Source organism: Acidobacteriota bacterium, assembly GCA_040754075.1.
Classification (GTDB): domain Bacteria; phylum Acidobacteriota; class Blastocatellia; order UBA7656; family UBA7656; genus JBFMDH01.
The window spans coordinates 223,924-246,221 of record JBFMDH010000005.1; the positions used below are offsets into that span (position 1 = coordinate 223,924).

At 49.9% G+C, this 22,298-nt stretch carries 19 protein-coding genes; 13 read left to right on the plus strand and 6 right to left on the minus strand.

The features are described from left to right. The first annotated feature begins 109 nt into the window (after window positions 1-109). The 4 genes from lon to AB1757_07885 all read left to right on the plus strand — a co-directional run bounded on the left by lon (window position 110) and on the right by AB1757_07885 (window position 5,266). Window positions 110-2,569, plus strand: coding sequence for an endopeptidase La (gene lon, locus AB1757_07870; GenBank protein ID MEW6126940.1), 2,460 nt, complete (start codon window positions 110-112; stop codon window positions 2,567-2,569). An 83-nt stretch (window positions 2,570-2,652) separates the two neighbouring features. Further along, window positions 2,653-3,228: a ribosome biogenesis GTP-binding protein YihA/YsxC gene (gene yihA, locus AB1757_07875; GenBank protein ID MEW6126941.1), complete on the plus strand. Its 576-nt coding sequence runs from the start codon at window positions 2,653-2,655 to the stop codon at window positions 3,226-3,228. A 254-nt stretch (window positions 3,229-3,482) separates the two neighbouring features. After that, window positions 3,483-4,763, plus strand: a complete 1,281-nt coding sequence (rho, locus tag AB1757_07880; protein MEW6126942.1) for a transcription termination factor Rho — start codon at window positions 3,483-3,485, stop codon at window positions 4,761-4,763. A 227-nt stretch (window positions 4,764-4,990) separates the two neighbouring features. After that, window positions 4,991-5,266: a hypothetical protein gene (locus tag AB1757_07885; protein MEW6126943.1), complete on the plus strand. Its 276-nt coding sequence runs from the start codon at window positions 4,991-4,993 to the stop codon at window positions 5,264-5,266. Between the two features lie 195 nt (window positions 5,267-5,461). On the opposite strand, the gene bla is transcribed toward AB1757_07885, so the two are convergent. Beyond that, window positions 5,462-6,598 (minus strand): class A beta-lactamase, encoded by a 1,137-nt coding sequence (gene bla / locus AB1757_07890; GenBank protein ID MEW6126944.1) that lies wholly within the window; start codon window positions 6,596-6,598, stop codon window positions 5,462-5,464. Between the two features lie 356 nt (window positions 6,599-6,954). Here bla and AB1757_07895 point away from each other — a divergent pair, with 356 nt between their 5' ends. The 5 genes from AB1757_07895 (at window position 6,955) to AB1757_07915 (ending at window position 12,406) form a co-directional block, all read left to right on the plus strand. Beyond that, on the plus strand, window positions 6,955-7,401 hold the full coding sequence (locus AB1757_07895) for an FKBP-type peptidyl-prolyl cis-trans isomerase (GenBank protein ID MEW6126945.1): 447 nt from the start codon (window positions 6,955-6,957) through the stop codon (window positions 7,399-7,401). Next, entirely contained in the window at window positions 7,398-8,849 is a 1,452-nt protein-coding gene (locus AB1757_07900; protein MEW6126946.1) for a hypothetical protein, read from the plus strand. The genes AB1757_07895 and AB1757_07900 overlap by 4 nt, the downstream gene beginning before the upstream one ends. 2 nt (window positions 8,850-8,851) lie before the next feature. Beyond that, on the plus strand, window positions 8,852-9,559 hold the full coding sequence (locus tag AB1757_07905) for an ABC transporter ATP-binding protein (GenBank protein MEW6126947.1): 708 nt from the start codon (window positions 8,852-8,854) through the stop codon (window positions 9,557-9,559). Between the two features lie 148 nt (window positions 9,560-9,707). Further along, on the plus strand, window positions 9,708-10,442 hold the full coding sequence (locus tag AB1757_07910) for a hypothetical protein (GenBank protein MEW6126948.1): 735 nt from the start codon (window positions 9,708-9,710) through the stop codon (window positions 10,440-10,442). Window positions 10,443-10,516: 74 nt separating this feature from the next. Then, window positions 10,517-12,406 (plus strand): M1 family metallopeptidase, encoded by a 1,890-nt coding sequence (locus AB1757_07915; protein MEW6126949.1) that lies wholly within the window; start codon window positions 10,517-10,519, stop codon window positions 12,404-12,406. Between the two features lie 122 nt (window positions 12,407-12,528). Here AB1757_07915 and AB1757_07920 read toward each other — a convergent pair whose 3' ends face one another. The 3 genes from AB1757_07920 to AB1757_07930 form a co-directional block, all read right to left on the minus strand. Next, entirely contained in the window at window positions 12,529-13,167 is a 639-nt protein-coding gene (locus tag AB1757_07920) for a TMEM175 family protein (GenBank protein ID MEW6126950.1), read from the minus strand. Between the two features lie 49 nt (window positions 13,168-13,216). After that, window positions 13,217-13,975 carry a YkgJ family cysteine cluster protein gene (locus AB1757_07925; GenBank protein ID MEW6126951.1) on the minus strand — a complete coding sequence of 253 codons (759 nt, stop codon included), beginning with the start codon at window positions 13,973-13,975 and terminating at the stop codon, window positions 13,217-13,219. A gap of 160 nt (window positions 13,976-14,135) precedes the next feature. After that, on the minus strand, window positions 14,136-15,545 hold the full coding sequence (locus AB1757_07930) for a M48 family metalloprotease (protein ID MEW6126952.1): 1,410 nt from the start codon (window positions 15,543-15,545) through the stop codon (window positions 14,136-14,138). Between the two features lie 219 nt (window positions 15,546-15,764). Between AB1757_07930 and AB1757_07935 the strand changes: the two genes are divergently transcribed. From AB1757_07935 to AB1757_07950, 4 genes are all read left to right on the plus strand, one after another. Continuing rightward, window positions 15,765-16,454, plus strand: coding sequence for a sigma-70 family RNA polymerase sigma factor (locus tag AB1757_07935; protein MEW6126953.1), 690 nt, complete (start codon window positions 15,765-15,767; stop codon window positions 16,452-16,454). Between the two features lie 39 nt (window positions 16,455-16,493). Then, entirely contained in the window at window positions 16,494-16,949 is a 456-nt protein-coding gene (locus tag AB1757_07940; GenBank protein MEW6126954.1) for a hypothetical protein, read from the plus strand. Next, window positions 16,942-17,337, plus strand: coding sequence for a hypothetical protein (locus AB1757_07945; protein MEW6126955.1), 396 nt, complete (start codon window positions 16,942-16,944; stop codon window positions 17,335-17,337). The genes AB1757_07940 and AB1757_07945 overlap by 8 nt, the downstream gene beginning before the upstream one ends. Window positions 17,338-17,418: 81 nt before the next feature. After that, window positions 17,419-18,894 (plus strand): thioredoxin family protein, encoded by a 1,476-nt coding sequence (locus AB1757_07950; protein ID MEW6126956.1) that lies wholly within the window; start codon window positions 17,419-17,421, stop codon window positions 18,892-18,894. 254 nt (window positions 18,895-19,148) lie between these two features. On the opposite strand, the gene AB1757_07955 is transcribed toward AB1757_07950, so the two are convergent. Continuing rightward, window positions 19,149-19,613 carry a hypothetical protein gene (locus tag AB1757_07955; protein ID MEW6126957.1) on the minus strand — a complete coding sequence of 155 codons (465 nt, stop codon included), beginning with the start codon at window positions 19,611-19,613 and terminating at the stop codon, window positions 19,149-19,151. Window positions 19,614-19,854: 241 nt separating this feature from the next. Then, window positions 19,855-22,266, minus strand: a complete 2,412-nt coding sequence (locus AB1757_07960) for a tetratricopeptide repeat protein (GenBank protein ID MEW6126958.1) — start codon at window positions 22,264-22,266, stop codon at window positions 19,855-19,857. Between the last annotated feature and the right edge of the window lie 32 nt (window positions 22,267-22,298).

The window sequence follows — 22,298 nt, forward strand, 5'->3', positions numbered from 1 at the left end:
TGAAAGGTCACACTTAACGGTCACCCGTTTGAGTAAGAAAGCGCGTGGGAAAATTCGTTTTCTGTTTCCTCAAACTTTCGGCATCCATTTTTTTTACAAAGAACAAGCCATGAATGAATTCACTGACAGCACCCCAACAGATGTCGTTCGTTGCCCGATGGTTCCCATCCGTGACGTCGTCGTTTTCCCCTATACAATGGTTGCCTTCGTCATTGGTCGCCCGGCCAGTGTCCGCGCTCTGGAAATCGCTTTGCGCGGCGATAAAACGATTTTTCTGGCAAGCCAACACGACGCCACCGTGGATGAACCGGATATCGACCAGGTCTATTCGGTCGGCACTATCGCGCGCATCACCCATAACCTTCGCCAACCCGATGGCAACATCAAAGTGATGGTCGAAGGCATTGAACGCGCCCGCTCCGTCCGTGTCGAAGAAGAAGATGGTTACTGGCTGGCGACGGTTCGCAAACCCAATGTCGTGCAGGAGCCGCGTTCGCGCCTCAATGCGCTCATCGGTCGCGTCGGCTCACTGGTTGATCAGTACGTTCGTCAATCCACAGACCTTGCCAATCCTGAAACCATCACCGCCGCGCTGCGCAATGATGACCCGGCGCGACTGTGCGACACGGTGGCATCGGCGCTTAAACTTTCGGTTGAAGATAAACAGGGACTCCTGGAAATCTTCTCGATTTATGACCGCCTCGTGCGTTTAACCGAAGTGCTTGAAGTCGAACTCGAAAAAATTCAGATTGACCGCGCCATTCATGGTCGTGTCAAACGCCAGATGGAACGCGCCCAGAAAGAGTATTATCTCAACGAAAAAATCAAAGCCATTCATAAAGAGCTTGGTCGCAAAGATGAAAAAGCCGAGCTTGAAGATTTGAAACAAAAAATCGAAGCCGCCGGTTTTCCGAAAGAAGTTCAGGACAAAGCCCTGGCGGAACTTCGCCGTTTGGAGATGATGCCGCCGATGTCTGCCGAGTCCACGGTTTCGCGCACCTACATTGACTGGTTGCTTGCTGTACCCTGGAAAGAAAAGAGCGAAGAGGTACGCGACATCACACATGCGCAGGAAGTTCTGGACACTGACCACTATGGGCTTGACAAAATCAAAGACCGGATTCTCGAATACCTTGCGGTGCGTCAACTGGTTGAACGACCCAAAGGTTCAATTCTCTGTTTTGTCGGCCCGCCGGGAGTCGGTAAAACCAGTCTCGGTCGGTCGATTGCCAGAGCCACCGGGCGCAAATTCGTGCGCCTCAGTTTAGGCGGGGTACGCGATGAAGCCGAAATTCGCGGTCATCGTCGCACCTACATCGGCGCGTTGCCCGGTCAAATCATTCAAATGATGAAGAAAGCCGAAACCGTCAATCCCCTCATCCTGCTTGATGAAGTGGATAAACTGGGCATGGATTTTCGCGGCGACCCGGCAGCGGCGCTTCTGGAAGTGCTCGACCCGGAACAGAATTCAACTTTCCACGACCATTACCTTGATGTTGAATATGATTTATCGAATGTGATGTTCATTGCCACAGCAAACGTCTTACATACGATTCCCGCTGCCTTACAAGACCGGCTCGAAATTTTGCGCCTTGCGGGTTACACCGAGCGCGAAAAACTCGAAATCGCCAAACGTCACCTGTTACCGAAACAACTGGAGATGAACGGACTGACGGCTGAACAGGTCGAGTTTACCGAAGCCGGTTTCCGCACGCTCATTCAACACTACACCCGTGAAGCCGGAGTGCGTAATCTTGAACGCGAAATCTCTTCGGTCTTAAGAAAGATTGCCCGAAGACTGCTGGTTTTAAAGACCGCCGATGAAACTAAAAACTTCCGCGAAGTGGTGACCGGCGAACTGGTCAAAGAACTTCTTGGGCCAATCAAATTCCGCCCGCAAGTGGTCGCCGAACACAATGAAGTCGGACTTGCGACCGGCATGGCTTGGACGGAAGTAGGCGGCGAAATTCTGCATATTGAAGCAACCTTAATCAAAGGGCGGGGACAAATCACCCTCACCGGAAAACTCGGGGAAGTGATGCAGGAATCGGCGCGCGCCGCACTCACCTGTGTGCGTTCACGCGCCAAACAACTTGGCATCAAAGGCGATTTTTACAAAAAGTACGATTTACATTTGCATGTACCGGAAGGCGCGATACCGAAAGACGGGCCATCGGCAGGCATTGCGATTTCAACAGCGCTGGTTTCGATTCTCACCGGCATTCCGATTCGTTGTGATGTAGCAATGACCGGCGAAATCACTTTGCGCGGTAAAGTGCTGGCGATTGGCGGCGTCAAAGAAAAAGTTCTGGCGGCACATCGCACAGGCATCCGCACGATTATCTTGCCGAAAGATAATGAAAAAGACCTGGTTGAATTGCCTGAAGATGTGCGAGAGGCATTGACCATTCACACGGTCGAGTATGCCGATGAAGTCTGGCGTCTGGCTTTGGAAGAAGACCCGATACAAAAAGCCCTGGAGATGGCAAAGAGCGAACCGCTCTCTCCCGAATTGCCTATCTGGAATCAGCCAACGGCAGGTGACGCAGCCAATCAGGCTTTGGAATAGTCCGTGTCCGTAGTCCGTAGTCCGTAGTTTGAGAGAATCCATTCAGCTACGGACTATGGACTACGAACTACGGACTACTGGCTATGAAAATTACGAGCGCAGAATTTGTCAAAAGCGCGACGGCTTCTGAGCATTACCCGCGCGATAGCCGACCGGAAATTGCTTTTATGGGTCGGTCGAATGTTGGCAAATCCAGTTTGATAAATAGTCTGTTAGGGGTGCGCGGTTTGGCGCGCACCAGTTCCACACCCGGACGCACACAACTGATCAATTTTTTTCTGATCAATCAGGCGTTCTATTTTGTGGATTTGCCCGGTTACGGATATGCCCGTGTGCCAACCGAAATCCGCGAGAGTTGGGGGCCGATGATTGAAAACTATCTTGCATCACGCAAAAATCTTGTGTTATCAATTGCAATCACCGATTCAAGGCACAGCCCCACAAAATTAGATGTCTTAATGCAAGAATGGTTAGCAGCGAATCAGAAACCTTTCATTGTGGTGGCAACCAAAGCGGACAAATTGAGTAACAATCAGTTGCGTGAGGCAATCAAACGGGCAGAAGCGGTAGCAGGGAAAGGGAAAGTAATTCCTTATTCAGCGATCACCCGTCGTGGAGCGGAACACATTTGGCGAGAAATTTCTGCTCGAATTCGTTAAACTAAACGTTGGTTGGATGTGTAGCGAAACGCCAGTCCGATTTTACGCTCAGCCGTATCAACAAAGTGTCTCTCGAAAACCGAACTTAGTGGGCACACATTTTTAATTCTACAGATTGATTTGATAACGTTGTTCTGAAAACTGCAATTGTAATCTACAAGGTGACACAACCAATTCCCCCTGAACATTTTCCCGCGCGCGAATCCGTGCACTATCGCACGCGGCAACCAAACCGTGAGGATTAAAGAAAACTTATGAGTGACGAAACTGAAGTAACCGAGTTATTAGACATTAGCGAGTTAAAAGAGATGTCGATCTCCAAACTCGCGCACATCGCTAAGGATTTAGATATACCGGGCGCTACGGGGATGCGTAAGCAGGAACTCATCTTCAAAATTCTGCAAGCGCAAACCGAAAAATCAGGGTTGATCTTTTCGGAAGGTGTTCTGGAAACCTTGCCCGACGGCTTCGGTTTCCTGCGCGCTCCCGACTACAACTACCTGCCAGGCCCCGATGATATTTATGTCAGCCCTTCGCAAATCCGTAAATTCGATTTGCGCACCGGCGATACTATCTCCGGGCAGATTCGCCCGCCGAAAGAAGGTGAACGCTATTTCGCCTTAATCAAAGTCGAGGCAATCAATTTCGAGCCGCCCGAAATGGCGCGTGACCGAATGTTTTTCGACAATCTCACGCCGCTCTATCCGCAAGAGAAGATCAAGATGGAAACCACACCCGACCAGCTATCGGGGCGGGTGCTGGATTTGATGACGCCGATTGGTAAAGGGCAACGCGCCTTGATTGTCGCGCCGCCACGCACCGGCAAAACCATGCTCTTGCAATCCATCGCCAATTCCATTACCCGCAATCACCCGGAAGTCACCTTGATTGTCTTGCTCATTGATGAACGACCGGAAGAAGTCACAGACATGCAACGCTCTGTGCATGGCGAAGTCATCTCTTCGACTTTCGACGAACCGCCGACGCGCCACGTACAGGTCGCCGATATGGTCATCGAAAAAGCCAAGCGTCTGGTTGAATACGGACGCGATGTGGTCATTCTTCTCGACTCGATTACCCGTCTGGCGCGCGCCCATAACGCCGTCGTGCCGCCATCGGGCAAGATTCTCTCTGGCGGTATCGATTCCAACGCCTTGCAAAAACCGAAACGCTTTTTCGGCTCGGCGCGCAACATCGAAGAAGGCGGCAGTTTGACCATCATCGCCACTGCGCTCATTGATACGGGTTCAAGAATGGATGATGTCATCTTTGAAGAATTCAAAGGTACGGGCAACCTGGAAATCAACCTTGACCGCAAGCTTTCCGACAAGCGCGTCTTCCCGTCCATCGACATCAACAAATCCGGTACGCGCAAAGAAGAACTGCTGCTGGCGTCCAAGGATTTCAACCGCATCATCGCTTTGCGCAGAGTGCTTTCGCAACTCTCGCCCACGGAAGCGATGGAGTTGTTGCTGGAAAGATTGGGCAAAACCAAATCCAACTCCGACTTCCTCGATTCCATGCAATCGTCCTAAAGCAATCTCTAACCTCACGGCAAATGTTTATAATCTGAGCTTCTCAAATTTGAGAAGCTCAGATAAATTTTCATTGCTGTGGTTCAAACTCACTGCACACTATCCTTTTCATCTTGACCAACCTCATCCGCAAAGTTTAAGTTGCTTACGATTCAACCGAGTTGAATCTATTTCTGGCGTTACCGGACATCAGCCCCCCGGAACCTTTGCCAGTCTCGGCTGATTGGATGTTCAAATGTCAAATCTGTGGTAACACCTCGCAACCTCGCACCCCGGCTTACAAAGTCGTCCTCGAAACCCGCAACGTAAAATATCCTTTTCGCGAAAAGGTCAATGCCTGTTGGAAATGGAAAAGTGACCGCCGCAAATTCGTCCACACAAACGACACTGGCGGCAGCGGGCAGGAATGTGTGCGGGAGGTCTTAGCCTGCGCCGATTGCGCAGCTAAATTTCCCTCTCGACTCAACAAGTATCAATCGAACGGTCTGAAGAACCGACGATGATTGACCGCTCAACGCGGCAGGTCGCCGCCTGAAAAAAAATTGACGAGCGCATAAAGTATCGCGCTCGTCATCAATCAAAATGGTTAATACCTGCGATTGACTTAAAAAGATTTGCTCAAGTTGAGAAAGCGGTCTTTGACCGCGCCTTAGAAAGATTTGCTCAAGTTGAGAAAGCGGTCTTTGACCGCGCCTCACTTATCGGGCATTGAACAGGAAAAAATCATGCGCGGCGCGGGCGATTTCGGCAATCACCCGTTCACGCGCTGCCATCTCTTTTTCCGATGATTTGATAAATACCGCAATCGCCACGTGTCCGGCATTATCCGGCAACGTGATAATGCCGACATCATTAGCGGTGCCGCCGATGGTTCCGGTCTTGTGCGCCACGACGGTATCAGCGGGCAAGATGCCTTTCAGCCGCGCCTGCCCGGTCTGACAACGGCGCATAATATCGAGCAACAACTCTGCCGAATCAGCCTTGTGCAATTCTTTGCGATGAATCTTGACCAGCAGTTCTGCCATGCCATCCGGCGTAGCGGTATCCTGTGGGTCAGCCTCAAAGCGCTTCCCTGCGGCTTTGCGTTCTTCGGGTGTGAGCGCGCGATAAAGTTTATCGAACATCGCCGGCGTCCATTCATTTTCCGGCGGTAGTTTCGCGCCAAGCCAATCGGAAATCAGCAGCGCCGTCGAACGATTGACCGAAATGCCTTCAATCCCGATAGAGCGAAGTTTGGCATTCACCGCGTCTGCGCCGCCCGCCGCGCGCAATATAATGTCGGTGGCGCTGTTATCGCTGATGAGCAACATCAACTCCAATAAATTGCGAACCGAAAGCGCCACGCCCGGTTTATTAAAGAGTTCCGAAAGCGTGCCACTGCCCGGATGCAAATCTTTCGCTTCAAGGGTAATTATATCGCTCAGTTTGACTTCGCCTTTATCAACGCGCGCCAGCAGTTGCACGGCAATCGGCACTTTGAAGGTGCTTGCCATCGCAAAGCGGTCGCCGCCGTTTAAGGAAACCCGCCTGCCGCTTTCAATATGAATGGCGGTTGCGCCAACCACGCCGCCGGAATTTTTCGACAGGCGCGCCAGTTCGCGTTCGAGCCTTAGCAGCGCCGCATCACCTGCGGGCGCGGATTTAGTCACCGTCGGCGCTTGGGCGAAAGCGACGAGTTGCAGGAAGAATGAAAGAACGACAGCAGGTGCAATGCAAGGTAGAGAATTCTTTTTCACGAGATTGGCTCCTTGGGCAATTTTTGGGATAGACAAGCTATCAATAACTTTTCGGGGTTGCAAATTATCGCGCAGCGGTTTGAGATTTTTACTAATCACTCATCCGCCCAATCCGCTTTATCATTCTCCGAAATGCCAACGGGCTAAACATCAGTGGACATCCCAGCGGATGCGGCGGATTGGACGGATGAGCCGCATAATCCGCCACATTCGTCTAATCCGAGAATAAATTTCCACTCCTCAATTGTCAGTGATGTACATTTCTAATGAGAGCCATGCGCTTATTTTGTAGCCCCTTGAAAACATTGAATCACTCAATAAAATCGGCTATAACTCATCGTTCACAACTTTTTATCGGAGGCTAGACCTTGCCACAGAGTCGCAAACGCAAACGTAAACATCGCAGCAGTTCGGCAAAAGCCAAATCAACTTTTTCGACCAACCGTCGCAATCAAATTATTGTCTTTGTCATCATCGCCGCATTCATTATCGCAGGGCTGTTCTATGTCTTTTCCAGCAATAAAACCGATACGCCCACTTCGACAACCACTCAACCCGTTGAAGGCGCGACTGTCACATCTTCCGGTTTGCAATACATTGATTTAGTCGAAGGCGCAGGCGAAAGTCCCAAACCCGGTCAGCAAGTTACCGTCAATTACACCGGCACGCTCACCAATGGCACTCAGTTCGATAGCTCTGTAGGTAAACAACCCTATACTTTCCGAATCGGAACCGGCAGGGTCATCAAAGGTTGGGACGAAGGTATAATGACCATGAAAGTTGGCGGCAAACGCAAACTCATCGTTCCGCCCGCTCTCGGATATGGCACGAAAGGATTCTCGCCCGATATTCCCCCAAATGCCACGCTCATCTTTGAAGTTGAATTGCTTGGTGTGAAGTGAATCACCTCCTTCTCATCATCAAAGCGTCACTGGCTTCGCAACTGCGTTGGGCGAAACAACACGTTTATGCCTGGTTGTTTCTCGCGCCCACGGTGCTGGGTTTGACTTACTTGAGTGTGTCGCGCCTTGCCGAAAGTCTTTCAACCGATGACTTCACGTTTTTACAGATAGAAATCCTTGGCGCGATTTTGTATCTGAGTCTCATCGCGATGGGCATGTCACGCGCCACCGCTGAACTCTATCATCTGCGCCGACCTGAATATTATTTTGAATCGCTGCCGGTTGCCGTCAATACGTATCTGCATGTCGCCTTGATGACTCGTTTCATGCGAAACCTTACATTGGTTTTCGTGCTTTTGCTTATCAAAAGATTGATGCGCGAAACCATCGCAGCGCAAACGATATTATTGCTTATTCTGTTCGCGGTGTTGATTGCCATAGCACAAGTATTTGCCGCCTTGAACTGGGTTCATTGGGGACACCTTAAAGAGAAAAAGTTTTTATTGATTAGCGTGTCACTCACTATCATTTCAACCCTCGCCGCGTCGCGAATTTTTGCTTTTGCCATTAAACGTAATGAAGTTGAGTTTGTCATTATCATTCGGGATGTCGTCATCAATCTTTTTTTAATCGTTGTTCTTTATCTGCTCACGCGCTTTACGCATCAGCGGTGGCGCAGGCTTGATATGGAATTTGCGCGACGATTGAAAGCCACCAAAAGTTTTCGCTACTTCTCTGCTCAGGCACTAAAGCAAAGGTTCAGCGCATCCGTCGCATCGCAATTGGCGCGCGATTTTCAACTCACCTTCAGAGGTTTCACTTCGGCGGTTTATGTCGTTGCAGCCATTGCTTTGCTTTTACTCGCAGGACTTTTTGCGACACTTACGACCAACCTGTTATCACCTGTGCCGGCGCAACTCAGTTGGGGCGACGCCATGCAGCTACAGCAAAGCGCGGCGGTGAAAATCACCGGTTCGCTACTCACTACAATCTTTTCCATTTTGACGCCGCTTCTGGTTGCTTATGAAATCCCTCTGCTCTGGCTTGAACGCGCCACCGGCACGAGCGGGCTTGAAGTCTGGCAATCGAAACTCACCTACACCCGCATCATCAGTTTGCCCGCGCCGTTATTGGCGTTTTTGATTGGCGCAACGACCGGCACCTTGCCGCTGTTTTATTCGCCGCTGCTATTTGTTGAATGTTTAATGTTGTGGTGGTCAATCAGTTCATTCATCGGCGCGCTGGCTTTCGAGATGCCGACGCGCACGGCGCTTTCGGTTATTTTAATGGTCGTCGTGGGCGCAGGAATTGGCATCGGCGCATCGCTGGCATTTTTGACCAATGCCTTGTTGCCTTTCGGTTTGATTATCTATGGTCAAGTGATGCATGGATTGACGCAACGCGGGCGGGCGCGCGCCAGATATTTTTTAATGTTCGGAGATGATTAATTTTGCTCAAGGTTGAATCGGTAACCAAACGCTATGGTCAGGTCGTCGCCGTCGATGATGTCAGTTTGCGCGTCGAAGCGGGCGAAATCTATTCGCTGGTCGGTGCCAACGGCGCGGGTAAATCGACCTTGATGCGAATGATTGTCGGCATCACCGAAGCCGACGCCGGACGGCTGCTCATCTGCAATGAAGACCTGTCGCATCGTTTGCCAACCACCAAACGTCATCTCGGCTACCTGCCCGAAGAATTGTTGTTTTACGACAATCTCACCGGCAAAGAATATCTTGAACTGGTTGCAGGATTAAAAGAAACCGACCCCGCGCAGATTGAACGGGAGCTTGAGTATTTCGAGATTCTTCACGTCGCCGATAAACTGGCGGGCGGCTACTCGCTCGGTATGCGAAAAAAATTGGGCTTGTGCGCGGCGATGCTCGGTTCGCCCGAAGTGTTAATTTTGGATGAACCGCTAAACGGACTTGATGTGGAAATGATGCGCAAATTGCGCCGTCGGATTCAACTGGAACGCGAAGCCGGCAAAGCGATTCTGGTATCGTCGCACGTGATGAGTTTCGTTGAGCGCGTCAGCACCCGCATCGGCGTGTTGCGCAAAGGCAAATTGGTCGCCGAAGGCACCGCCGCAGACCTGCGCCAATTGACCGGTTTAATCAATGAAGATTTTGAAGACATATTTTTTCAACTGGCTGAGTAAAAATCAGTCGTTGACCGTTAGGAAGTGAGAAAGGCTACGCCCTTCTTCACATTCGGGCTACCGATACCTGAGACAACCCGCAATGCAAAACCCACATCCGAAAGCGCACGCGTGATTAGATTGAGCAAGACTCCCGAAGGGGTGTGCTATGAATGGCTCAATACAACTTGCAAATGAATCTGCCCGCAAAGTTTTTCTGTTGATGTTTTTTGCCGAATGTTTACTGGTCTTCTTTTACTGGATTGATATTTTATCCGCCTCACCTTCGCCGGTTCTGCACGCCCTGGTTGACCTCGACGGCGAAGGCAATCTGCCCGCGTGGTTTTCTTCGTTTCAACTCGCGCTCATTTCGCTCAGTCTGTGGTCGTGGGTACTCAAACATCAAAAAGGCGAAAAACCAAGGCAATGGTTTTTAATGATTCTCGCTTCTGCTTTTCTGCTCTGGTCTGCGGATGAAACCGCCATGCTTCACGAACGCGCGACCGCGCTCATCGGTTCGCGTTATGTGGATTGGCTGCCTGAGTATCTGCTCAATCACAAACTCTTCATCTTCGCCATCGCGGCGATTTTGTTTATTGCATTAAAAATATTGTGGAATGATTTAGCCGCCTTGTGGCGCTGGCATCGGCACGAAAGTGTGATTGCCTTGTTTGGCGTTGCCATCTGTTTTTTGGGCGGCGCGATTTTGGAAACCCTCGGCTACAAATATTTCGCGAACGGCGTCAGTCCGTTTTTATATCAAACCGAAGTTTGCTTTGAAGAATTTTTTGAAATGCTCGGCGCAAGTTTCCTGCTCTATGCGAGCGTGTCGCTTGCTACTCAAAAAGCCTCCCGACAAGCGACAGAAAAATCTCAGCGATTGATGCAATCGTTAAATTTTTAAGGCAAACTATTCTCTTGAATGAATCGAACCTACACCCGGCACCTGTACTGCCCTTAACTGATGGAGATGAACTCATGAAAAAATATTTTCTTTCTGCGGTAATCCTGCTTTCGATTTTAATTTCACTCGGTTGCTCAACCGAGCAACCCTCAACCCAATCGCCGCAAACTTCGCAGAGTAAAACCATGGAACCAGTAAAAGACCCGCACAGCTTTGCCAGCCCCGAAGCGGTTGTCGTCAAACATCTCAACCTCGATATCAATGTCGATTTCGATAAAAAGCAGATCGCCGGTAAAGCGACGCTGCAAATCGAAAATAAAACCAATGCCAGAGAATTGCGTTTGGACACCCGCGATTTGACCATTCAAAAAGTCACGCTCGATAAAAACGAAACCGAAACCAAATTCACGCTTGGGGATGAAATGAAATTCATGGGCAAGCCGCTCACGGTTGACATCACCCCCGACACCAAAGAAGTGAATGTCTATTACAACACTGCGCCGACGGCTGCCGCTTTGCAATGGCTCGACCCGGCGCAAACTGCCGGTGGCAAAAAACCGTTTCTGTTCACCCAATCGCAAGCCATTCTCGCGCGCACCTGGGTTCCCTGCCAGGATTCGCCCGGCGTTCGCATGACTTATCACGCCAAAGTAAAAACCCGCCCGGATTTACTTGCGGTGATGAGCGCCAGTAACAGCGCCACCACTCACCCGGACGGCGTTTATGAATTCGATATGCCGCAAGCGATTCCCTCTTATCTGCTCGCGCTTGCCGTCGGTGACCTCGCTTTTCGTTCGCTTGGTTCGCGCAGCGGCGTCTATGCGGAAACCTCTGTCGTAGACCGCGCCGCCAACGAATTCGTCGATTTGGAAAAGATGATTGCCGCCGCCGAATCCATCTATGGACCGTACCGCTGGGAGCGTTACGATTTGATTGTCCTGCCTCCGAGTTTTCCGTTTGGCGGTATGGAAAATCCGCGACTGACATTTGCGACACCGACGATTTTAGCGGGCGACCGGTCGCTGGTCTCATTGGTCGCCCACGAACTGGCGCATTCGTGGTCGGGCAATCTGGTTACCAATGCGACGTGGAATGATTTCTGGTTGAACGAAGGCTTCACCAATTATTTTGAAAATCGCATTATGGAAAAAATGAACGGCAGAAATTATTCCGAAATGCTCGCGCAACTTGAACTGCAAAATCTCAACGATGAACTCGAAGGCTTGAAAGATAAACCCGAAGACACCCGCCTTAAACTGGATTTAAAAGGACGCGACCCCGACGAAGGCACGACCAATATCGCTTATGACAAAGGCTTCATGTTTTTGCGAATGATTGAAGAAACCGTCGGGCGCGAAAAGTTTGATGCCTTTCTGAAAAAGTATTTCGACACCCACGCTTTTCAAAGCATGACCACCGAAAAATTCGTCGCCTATCTGCGCGATAATTTGATTCAAGGCGATAAGGCGCTCGAAGACAAATTGAAAATTGACCAGTGGATTTATCAACCGGGACTGCCGGATAACTGTCCGAAAATTCACGCTGCCGAATTCGATAAGGTCGGAGCCGAGTTGAAAGCCTGGACAGGCGGTAAGCCTGCTAAGGATTTGCAAACCGCAGGGTGGACGACGCAACACTGGTTGCACTTCTTGAAAAACCTTCCCGCTTCGATGACCAAATCGCAGATGATGGATTTGGATGCGGCGTTTAAATTTACGCAAAGCGGCAATGCGGAAATTTTAAGCGCGTGGTTATTGCGGGCTATTCAGAATAAATACGAAGCGGCATATCCGGCGCTTGAACATTTCCTGACCAGCCAGGGGCGTCGCAAATTCCTGCGCCCGCTTTATGCGGAACTTGCAAAAACCCCTGAGGGCAAAGCCCGCGCTCAACAAATTTATAAGAAAGCGCGTCCGTCTTATCACGCGGTTTCTTACGCCACGATTGATGAAATATTGAAATAGACAAAAGGCATATCAAACAACTAAAGCGCAAAATGAAATTTCATTGATTCATTTTGCGCTTTGGTTGTTCCCAGAATTATTCCTTCATTCGATCAAGCGCCTTCGGGGCTTTCAAAGGGTTTTCACCGATAAATCGGTCTTTTCGGCGGCAACAGATATAACACCGTCAATCCAACGCAAAGGATTAATCCGGTTGTCGTAAACCAGAGCGAAATTACCACGGCGATCAGATAAAGCAAAATTGAGAGCAGGTATTGTCCGGTAAGCAACTTCACAAATCGCGGAGCCAGTTTATGGTCAAGCAGACGATAGTTGCGGCTGCCATAAAACCAGAACAGAAACCAGGAAAACGCCGGAAGCAATAAACCAATCGCATACAAGGTGACGGCGCTATGTCGCTCCTGCGGGTTGTTCATATATTCGGCAAGTACCGCCGTAGGAAATGGCAGAAACGAAATGCACATCAGAAAAAAGACATTCAACAGATTAAAGAGGTGATCGGTCTTTTTGAAAAATTTGAAAAGATAATGATGATTCGCCCAGTAAATTCCGATGGTAATAAAACTCACCACATAAGCGAAGTACGATGTCCACAACCCCATTAAAGCTTGCGCCAGCGTCTTGCCATCGCTTGTGCCGCCCAGGTGCGGAATTTTGATTTCCAGAATCAACAAAGTAATGGCGATGGCAAAAACCCCGTCGCTGAATGCTTCAACACGTTGCGTGGTCAATTCAGAATTGTATTCACTCGCTTTTCCCATAGGTTGATTTGTGTAATTGAAAGAGAAGAATGTGTAGAAGTTGAATCATTTATTTGCCGGTCAATCGCCGCACGACTTCGGTAAACAGTTCCGTCCCCAGGCGTTTGGATGCGTCTTCATTGTGTGCGTCAGCCCATTCGAGCGCGAGAATCATCGGCACCCATCGGTAAGCCATCGCCGAAAGTTCGGAATCAAGCGTGTAAACTACGGTTGAAACTTTTTCTGCGAGTTCAACGCCTTCGATATTATTTTTCGGCATAGCGCAATTTTCGGCGGGCGAAGTGACCAGGTATTCGCGACACGAAAGCGGACGCTGCGGGTGAATCGAACAGGATTCTTCTTCAAGAAACGGACAGGCAATTCCGAGTTTGAAATATTCCAATCCGAATTTGCGGCGGTCTTCGAGTGACATCCCGGTTGGTTGTCGTAAAGTTGCTAACATTCCGGCGCTTTCCAGTCGTTCACGCGCATCATCAAAACGTTTGCGAATTTCCGCTTGGCGCGATTCCGGCAACGATTCGACCACCTCACGCAGATGAAAGGTTTCCATCTCGGCAATCGGCACCAGTTGACGACAACACGCGCCGCATCCGGCTTTGCAGGAAATGGTTCGCCCTTCGGCTTCAACTTTTCTCACCGCGGCATCGACAATGGTGTTGGTGAGTTGTTGAAAAATCGGCAGCATGCGTCGCGGGCGAATGGGTTCGGCGGGAACGGTGACTTCGAGTTCGATTTCCGAACCGGAGATGGTGAATTTACCTTTGCCCGTCACCCATCGGGAAATTTCTTCGGGGTTTTCATCAGCCATAAATCCTCCTTGCAGGCTTTGAAATCTATGCCGTGTTTATAAACACAATACGAAACAAACGGAAATAACCGAACCAACGGAACTCATTATTCCGTCTGCTCGCCAGTCAGGTTTTGCGACTGTTGGTCGGGCAAAGCAACGCTACATACAATGATGCAACCTATCTTGCCAGTCGAATGCTTTGAATGATTTGTTGAAATGCCGGTTTATATTTTTCTATTTCATCCTGCGGGCAGATGGTGACGAAATAAAATAACCGACCATCGGATGTCGCTGTTGTGTAAATCACATCGATTTCCATCACTCCCGTGACCGGTGATTGTCCTGCCAGCACTGTCGCATAGCCTTGCCGGTCGCCGAAGTTTATCGCTTCGGGTTGGCGGGCAAGTTGAAAATCGGGATTGGCGCTGATTTGCGCTCTCACGAAGGCTTCCGTAGCCGATTCCAGATCGTGTTGTTCAACCGGCATCGCACCGATGAAAATTCCGTGGGTTGCGTAAACCGTGCCTTCCATCTCGCCATATGCGCCCTGCGGAGCGAATATCAAATTGACTTCATCCGATGTCGCGCCTTCCCAATTGGCGGGCACTTCGAGCGCGAATGAATCATCCTTCGCTTGATAGCTTTTAAATTCCGAAGACGGCGGTTCGGGACGATTGCCCATGTAGGTCGGAACTTTACCAACGCGACGCGGTTCTTCCGAAGTCATCGCCGAACGGTTGCCCGTGAGCCTTGCTTTAATTTGTTCAAACTCCGGCGTGGTGCGTACAGGATTGGCGCTCACCGGCAATGACGAATAAATATCGGCGATGGCTTTGACGCGATTGCCCGGGTCCGGGTGGTCGCTCATGATTTCCGGCACACGCTTGCCGCCGCTCAGTTTTTCAAGAGTTTGAAAAAAGTTTGCCAGATCGCGCGGGTCATATCCGGCTTCAGCCATAATGCGCGCCCCTTCAATGTCGGCTTGGGTTTCCGCTGTGCGCCCGAATTTCAAAAACAGGGCGTTTGCGCCCGCGCCGCCAATCGCTTGAATGACCTGTCCGAGGTCTGTGTCGCTGCCGCCCGCAAGTCCGCCGAGAACGCTCAGTCCGGCTTGCGCGATATAAGCTTTGGTTGCCTGATTGGTGCCGTGACGCAGTGCGACGTGAGAAATTTCATGCGCCATCACGCCTGCGAGTTCCCCTTCGTTTTTCGCCGCAGCAATCGCCCCCGCGTTGACGTACATAAATCCGCCGGGCAAGGCAAAGGCGTTTACATCGCGAACGGCTGTGACTTTGAATTGATACGGAAATTTGAAGCCGGGGGCTTTCGCGGCGAGCTTTTCTCCGACTCTGATGATGAAATTCTGAATTTGCTGATCGCGCAAAATAGGCGTTTGTTTTTCGATTTCCGCAGCCGATTGCTTGCCCATTTCGACATCCTGTTCGGGACTGAAGAGATTAAAGCCGGGTTTAAAATGGGTGTCGCTTTTCTTGCTGCCCATGCGTGTGCCGCTGCCGCCACCGCAAGCCAGTTGCGCAACCATCATCGCCAGTACAATCAAAATGACAGGCAATTTTTTCTTGAGCATCGTTTGTGTGAACTCCTCTTGTGAATCTCATTAGGGGATCAGGATACTGCAAAGCTCTGGCAAAATCTTAACCATTCAAATGACAACTCACAACCTGCGTAAAATAATTTCCCGACACTGTAACCGCCGATATTTTTCGTGCGTTTACCGGTTGGGGCGTTGATAATATGATTTGCAGCCTGACGAAATGCCTTGTGCGGCTGCAACCGCGCCCAGATTTTGGGAAAGCAAGTCTACGAAGGCTTGCTTTCCGATTCATACACAGGCGACCGATGTAGCGCATGGAAATTTGCCGGAGAGTTTAGCGACACGATTATCGAAACCCGTTCTCGCATCAAAGAGGAAGTAAGCGATGATGCCCTCGTTCAAGCGGTGCTTGGCGGCGATGAATCCGCCTTTGAGCAACTATTCGAGCGGCACAAAACCAGAGTTGCGCGTGTCGCGGGAAATTTTTTCAACCGTCCTGAAAAGATTGAAGAAATCGCTCAGGAGGCTTTCACCAAAGCTTATTTCGCATTGAAAAATTACGCGCCACAACCGGATGCGTCGTTTGCCGCCTGGCTCTCACGAATCACCATGAACTGTTGTTACGATGAATTGCGACGCGCGCAGCGACGCCCGCACGACGGAGCAAAATCGCTCGGTGATGACGAAGTGCATGAGTTGAGCGCGTTGTTGAGTAACACCAAAAAGCGGGACGCCGAAGCCCATTTGATTACCCGCGATTTAGCCGACAAGTTGCTTGCGCAATTGAGTCCCGAAGACCGCTGGGCGCTCACGCTTTTGGAAGTTGAAGAGATGTCGGTCAAAGAGATTTCCGAACTGACGAACTGGTCGATTGCCAAAGTAAAAGTGCGAATGCACAGAGCGCGGCTCAGTTTGCGGCAATTGCTTAAAGATTTTATGTAAAGCTCTCAAGGCTTGGACAATTTTCAAAGAGAATTTTTTATGGCGAATGAAATAGAACGAAATGAAATTTTAGACGAAGCCGGTCGAACGATTTGTCGTTCGGCTCGCGCGACGGATGATGAACTTGCGCAGGCGATGGCTTCGCCATTCCTGTTTGCAAAAATTCGCGCCCGTATCGCGCAAGGCAATCCAACCACGGCGCGTCCCACATCAATCTTTTTAATTTGGCGGCAAGCTATCCCGGCGCTCCTGCTGGTCGCCATGATAGCGACCGTGAGTTTTTTGGTGGCTCCGAAAAAAGCTGCGCCGGTGGTTGCAAATCCACCGGATATTTTGCAACCGGCGAGCGACCCGAAATTTCAACTCATCAATAATCCGACCGGCGCGCCGATAACCGCCTGTTCAATCGCTTCAAAAGAAGAGTGCGCGGTTTCCACCAGAGACGTGGTGGCGATTTTGATGAACACCAGTGAAGGACAGAACCGTAATGAATGAATCAGCCAAAGTAACCTTGAAAATCTGGAGCGCAGTTTTTGTGGTCTTCCTGCTCGGTTGTATCACCGGCGGCGCAGTGAGCGGTCTTTATCTCTCGCGTTCAAGCGAACCTCATAAACCGGTTTCCATGCGCGACCGCGACGAATATTTCGATGTGCTCAAACACGAAGTCAATTTAACGCCTGAACAGGAAGCGAAAATGGGCGCGATTTTGGATGACATGCGCGACAAATATAAATCGGTTTGCGCAGAAGTGCGTCCGCGTTATTTCTCTTTGCGTGAAGATGCGCGTTTGCGTATGCGTGAATTGCTTTCGCCCGAACAGCAGAAAAAATTCGACACCATCGTCACTCAGGCCGATTGCAAATGTCCTGAACAGAAGCCGTGAAAGGTCAACAAAACCGCTTTGCAATTACTCGCAGTAAACTGCTAGCTTCATAGTTACACCATTATTCAAGGAATGATTCAGATGAGAAGGTTTATTTTTATCCCCGTTTTTATTGCGTTTTTTGTGATGAGTGTGGTGGCGCAGGAAAAAACCGCCAAAACCGATTGGAGCGACACCACGCGCGACGTCTTGATTGACGGCGAAATCGACCGTTCAGCGCAGGTGTTGAGCGCAGGGCAACCGACGCGCCTGGCGCTCCTTTCTCCTAAGTTTGAAAAAGCCATCCTGCTCGATGTCAACAGCAAAAGCGTCAACACCGTTGCTAAAGACATCTGGAAATTTTCACCAGACAAATCATCGGCAACCACTGAAGGAACCATCGAATTAAAACCGATTGGCAAATATGTCCGCGTTGACGGAGCCAATTCATCATTCGTTTATACCTTCAATGCCGAAGGCAAGATGATTGTCATTCGCGCCCATCCGGGACTCACAGGCGAACTCACCGAAGACAAAGTCTGGGCAACGGTTCCGGTGTGGCGCGCCGGCATGGACACCCATAAACCCGATGCCAAAGCGGTTGCCGCCATCAAAGCCAGCGATAAAGAAACCAACATCACGATTATTTTCGGAACCTGGTGCGGCGATAGCAAACATTATGTTCCGCAACTTTTGAAAGCTTTGCACGAAGCTAACAACCCCAAACTGAAAATCAAACTCGTCGGCATCGACAATCAATTCAATCAACCGACCGATGTGGTTCAACCGCGCAAACTCATCAATGTGCCGACGGTGATTGTTGAAAGAGGCGGGCGCGAAATCGGGCGCATCATTGAAACCCCCGCAACCGCAAGCGTCGAAGAAGACCTTGCCACTATCTTGCAGGAAAAACCGCTCACTCATAACGGCAGATGGGATCGGGTTGTTAAACTCGGACAAGGCGTTTACGAGTATCGCGATGCATTCGGCAAAACCGTAGGCAAAGAAGATTGGGAACTATTCAGCACCGCAGAAGGCGGCTATATGATTCACAGCCGCGTAACCACAGGCGATTTAACCACGGAAATTTTTCATCGCATCAATGCGAAAAAGAATCCGACCTTTGTTGAAGTCACTAAAACTCAGGGCGACAATTTAACCCGCACCCGTTACAACATTGATGACCACTCGCTTTCAGCCACCCTGCGCGGCAACGTTTCGGGCGGCGTCAAACAGACGCTTGAAATTCCCGCGCAACTGGCGATGGCTTCCCCTTGTGTGGCTGCCGAGGGCTGGATGTCGGCGCAGGTGCGCGAAGGTCAGGTGACCAGTTATCTGGTGCCGCGCGAATTTGCCAACACCGCAGGCACGCTTTTTACCATTAACAATCAGAGCCTCAATGAAGAAAATGTCAAAACCCCAGCCGGAGAATTTCGCGCCCAACACATCATTCGCATGACCGGTAAAGAAACTTCCGAATGGTGGGTACATTCGCAACTCGGCATCCCTGTGCGCGGCAAACTGGCAAACGGCACCGAGTTCGTTTTAACGTCGCTTGAAGTCGCGCCGAAAAATTGATATGCACGAATGAAGATTCATGCATATCAATTTTGATTCCTTCATAACCAGCTTATGTAAAAAAGCCAACCCGTTAATGATTCGGATTGGCTTTTTACTTTCTCTTGGTTTACATCATTCGCTTCCGCGCGATTTGCTTATCGAGCAAGACTGAGGATAGCCAGTTTAATCAATACCGCAACGATTACCAGAACGATTCGCGTGGTTTTACTCACTCTCTTTCTCCTTTCAAAAATTTTATTCGGATGTAATCATCAGGCTGCTTGTCTGGCGGCATCAGCCAGCGCAACGATATACAACTTCACCTCAGCAGGTTGAACGCCTGCCCGGGGGGCAAACTCACGAGCAACTTCATCAAGTGAACTGCCGCCATTCAATCGGTCTATTATCTGGTTGGCATAGGGATGAATTTTGTTAAAGGCTTCGGCGGTCAGTGGCTCTTCGGTTGAGGGTTTGCTATTGACCGGCGACATGGTCAAACACATCAGATAACGGGCGATGTTATTAATCAGAAAAAAGGGCGTCACGATTAAAGAAATCACACCCCACCAACCCAACACTGAGGTAATAAGCGTATGCGACCAGAATTGTTCGTGAATGCAGTTTTTGCAAAGTTCGCCTTTGATGGATTTGTGAAAGCGAATAATCAAAGCTCCGATATTTTGATAAAAGGCAACGTATCTGGTTTCTGCCGAAACCCCGCACAATTGACAGTTCATGAGGCTTTCTCCTTGTGATTGATGAATGGTTGGGCAGCAGGTTTCTTTTGTCTGTTTTAATTGCTTCGTAACCACTGTCTGCTGCCCTTCATTTGGGGACGGCGCAGAAATTGTCGGGATATTCCCTGACCTAAATATTTTTTTTAATCGAAGGTCAGAACGCTCTGCATAAACAGGCAGGTTGCAGATGGCGAGGACACTCTGCCACTCACATAGCGGGTATGGATTCAGATTGAGAAGGCTAAGGCTTCTTTTGGATGCGTCTGAGGTTTTCCTGCGCTTCACGATCATCAGGGTTGATCTTGAACGCCTGTTTATAGGCGTCTTCGGCGTCTTTCAGTTTCCCCTGTTTTTCGAGCGCAATCCCCAACCGTAAAAATAGTGCTGCATTATTTGGCGTCTTTTCAAGCGCATTTCGGTACGCGGTTTCGGCTTCGGCAAATTTTTGCAAGCCGAACAATGCCAACCCTAACATGTCCTGGTAGTAAGAAAATTGCGAAGGCGGCGCTTGCGGGGGAAGCAGACGAATGGCTTGGTTAAACAGTTCAATCGCTTCCGCATATTTTTGTTGCCGTGAAAGCGCATCCGCATAATGAAAAACGTAGAGGTGATTATCGGGATCGAGATTGACGGCATTTTTGAATGCGGCTTCGGCTTCCGGATATTTACGTTGCTCCAACAGCACCCCGGCAAGACCATCCTGATAAAGCGCCGATTGCGGATTGATTCGTAAAGCCTCTTTGAAAGCGAACTCCGCGTCGGCATATTTCTGCTGCCAGTATAATGACCAGGCAAGATGGCTATAAAACTCAGCGATAGTCGGTTGCAAACGGGTCGCCTCTTTATAAGAGGATTCGGCTTCGGCATATTTACGCTGCCAGAATAAAGCATCGCCGAGTTTGTCCTGATAATCTGCAATACTCGGATTGATTTGCACGGCTTTGCGAAACGCCTCTTCGGCGTCGCGGTCTTTGCGTTGCGCAGTTAAAGAAAGTCCCAGGCGATAATAGAATTCGGGATTGTTAGGGTCTATGTTGATGGCAGTTTTCACAGCCGTTTCCGAATCCGCAAAGCGATTGAGACTCGCAAGGCATCCGGCGAGATTGTAATGAAAATGCGGGTTTTGCGGATTGAGTTTGATGGCTTCTCGGTACGCCGATTCTGCCTCCTGAAATTTTTTCTGCCAGCTTAAACTCAGCCCCAGGTGATAATGAAAATCGGCTTTGTTGGGGTTCAGTTGAATGGCTTTGCGATTCTGTTCTTCGGCTTCTTTATAGCGTTGCTGGGCATAGAACGCGCCGCCGAGATGGTCATAATAATCGCCGTTTTTCGCGTCCAGCCGAATGGCTTCCCGATATTCGGCTTCGGCATCCTGATTTCTTCGTTGCCAGCTAAAGGCTCTGCCGAGATGGTCATGAAACGAAGCATTACCGGGTTCAAGCCGGATGGCTTCACGAAGCGCCGCTTCACCTTCTTTATCCTTCTGCTGATACCCTAAACTCTGCCCCAGCCCATCGTAATAAAGCGCTTTACCGGGTTCGAGTTTAAGGGCTTCTCTGAAACTCGTTTCAGCATCGCGGTCTTTTTGCTGTTGCATCAACGCCAAACCTAAACGGTAATGATAATCTGCGACATCGGCTTTCAAACGGATGGCTTCACGGAAATCGGCTTCGGCATCTGCATAGTTTTGCGCTTCAAACCGTTTCAAGCCGCGCGTCACATAAGCCGTCGCGTCTTTGGGTTCCGCTTCGGCTGTGGAAGCGACAAGTTCAGAGGTTTCCGCACTCGCGCCTTTACGAACGAAGACAAAATCTCCGAAGCTATCGCTGTGCCCGGAAATGCGTATCGGATTGTATTGCGGCAATTGTCTGGATTTGCCGCCTACGGCAATGCGCACATAGGATTCAAACAACTCTCTTGCGGTAAAGACGTGTTCCTCGATTTTTTTAAAGCCGTTGAGCAAGGCATTGGCAAACACCGAATGAACGCCACCGCCGCCATCATCAACCGGTTCATTGCTGCCGCTTGACATCAAGGTGCGCGATTTCGACGAGATGGCTTTGCGCAAAAAAGTCTGGCGCTCTTTTGCTGGAATGCGCAGATTGGCATCTCTGGTATTGGTCAACAATCCCGAATAGCAACTGTCAGCGATGATTAAAATATGCAAAGAGGGCAAGGCGCGAATGTCATCGGTGATTTCTCCTGCGCTGATCCAGTAGGTATTGTCCTGGCTGGCATCAACCGGCAACCAGTACGCCTGGTCGGCATCCTTGTCATAGTAGCCGTGTCCCGCGTAATAGATGAGCAGGTTGGAATTTTCATTAAGCGCGCGCCGGTAACTGAAAATGGCTTTTTTAATCTGGTCGCGCGTGGCATTCAGCAGCAGTTGGGTTTCAAAGTTGTATTCGTCGCGCAGCAATCGGGCAATCTCCTGCGCATCATTCACCGCGGTTCTCAGTTTTGACAGATGCCGATACTCATTATTGCCGATGATGAGCGCGTAATATTTACCCGCCTGTTTTGCGTATTCCTTTTCAACGACGGTAGGTCCGCGTTTTTGAATTTGCGCTTCAACAGCAATCGACAGGAATGCGTTGCCCGACAACACGAGCAATAGAATCAACAACCGGTGAGGCAAAGTTGTAAATTTCATCTCGTCAAAATTCCTTCCCGCTTTCGCAGTCA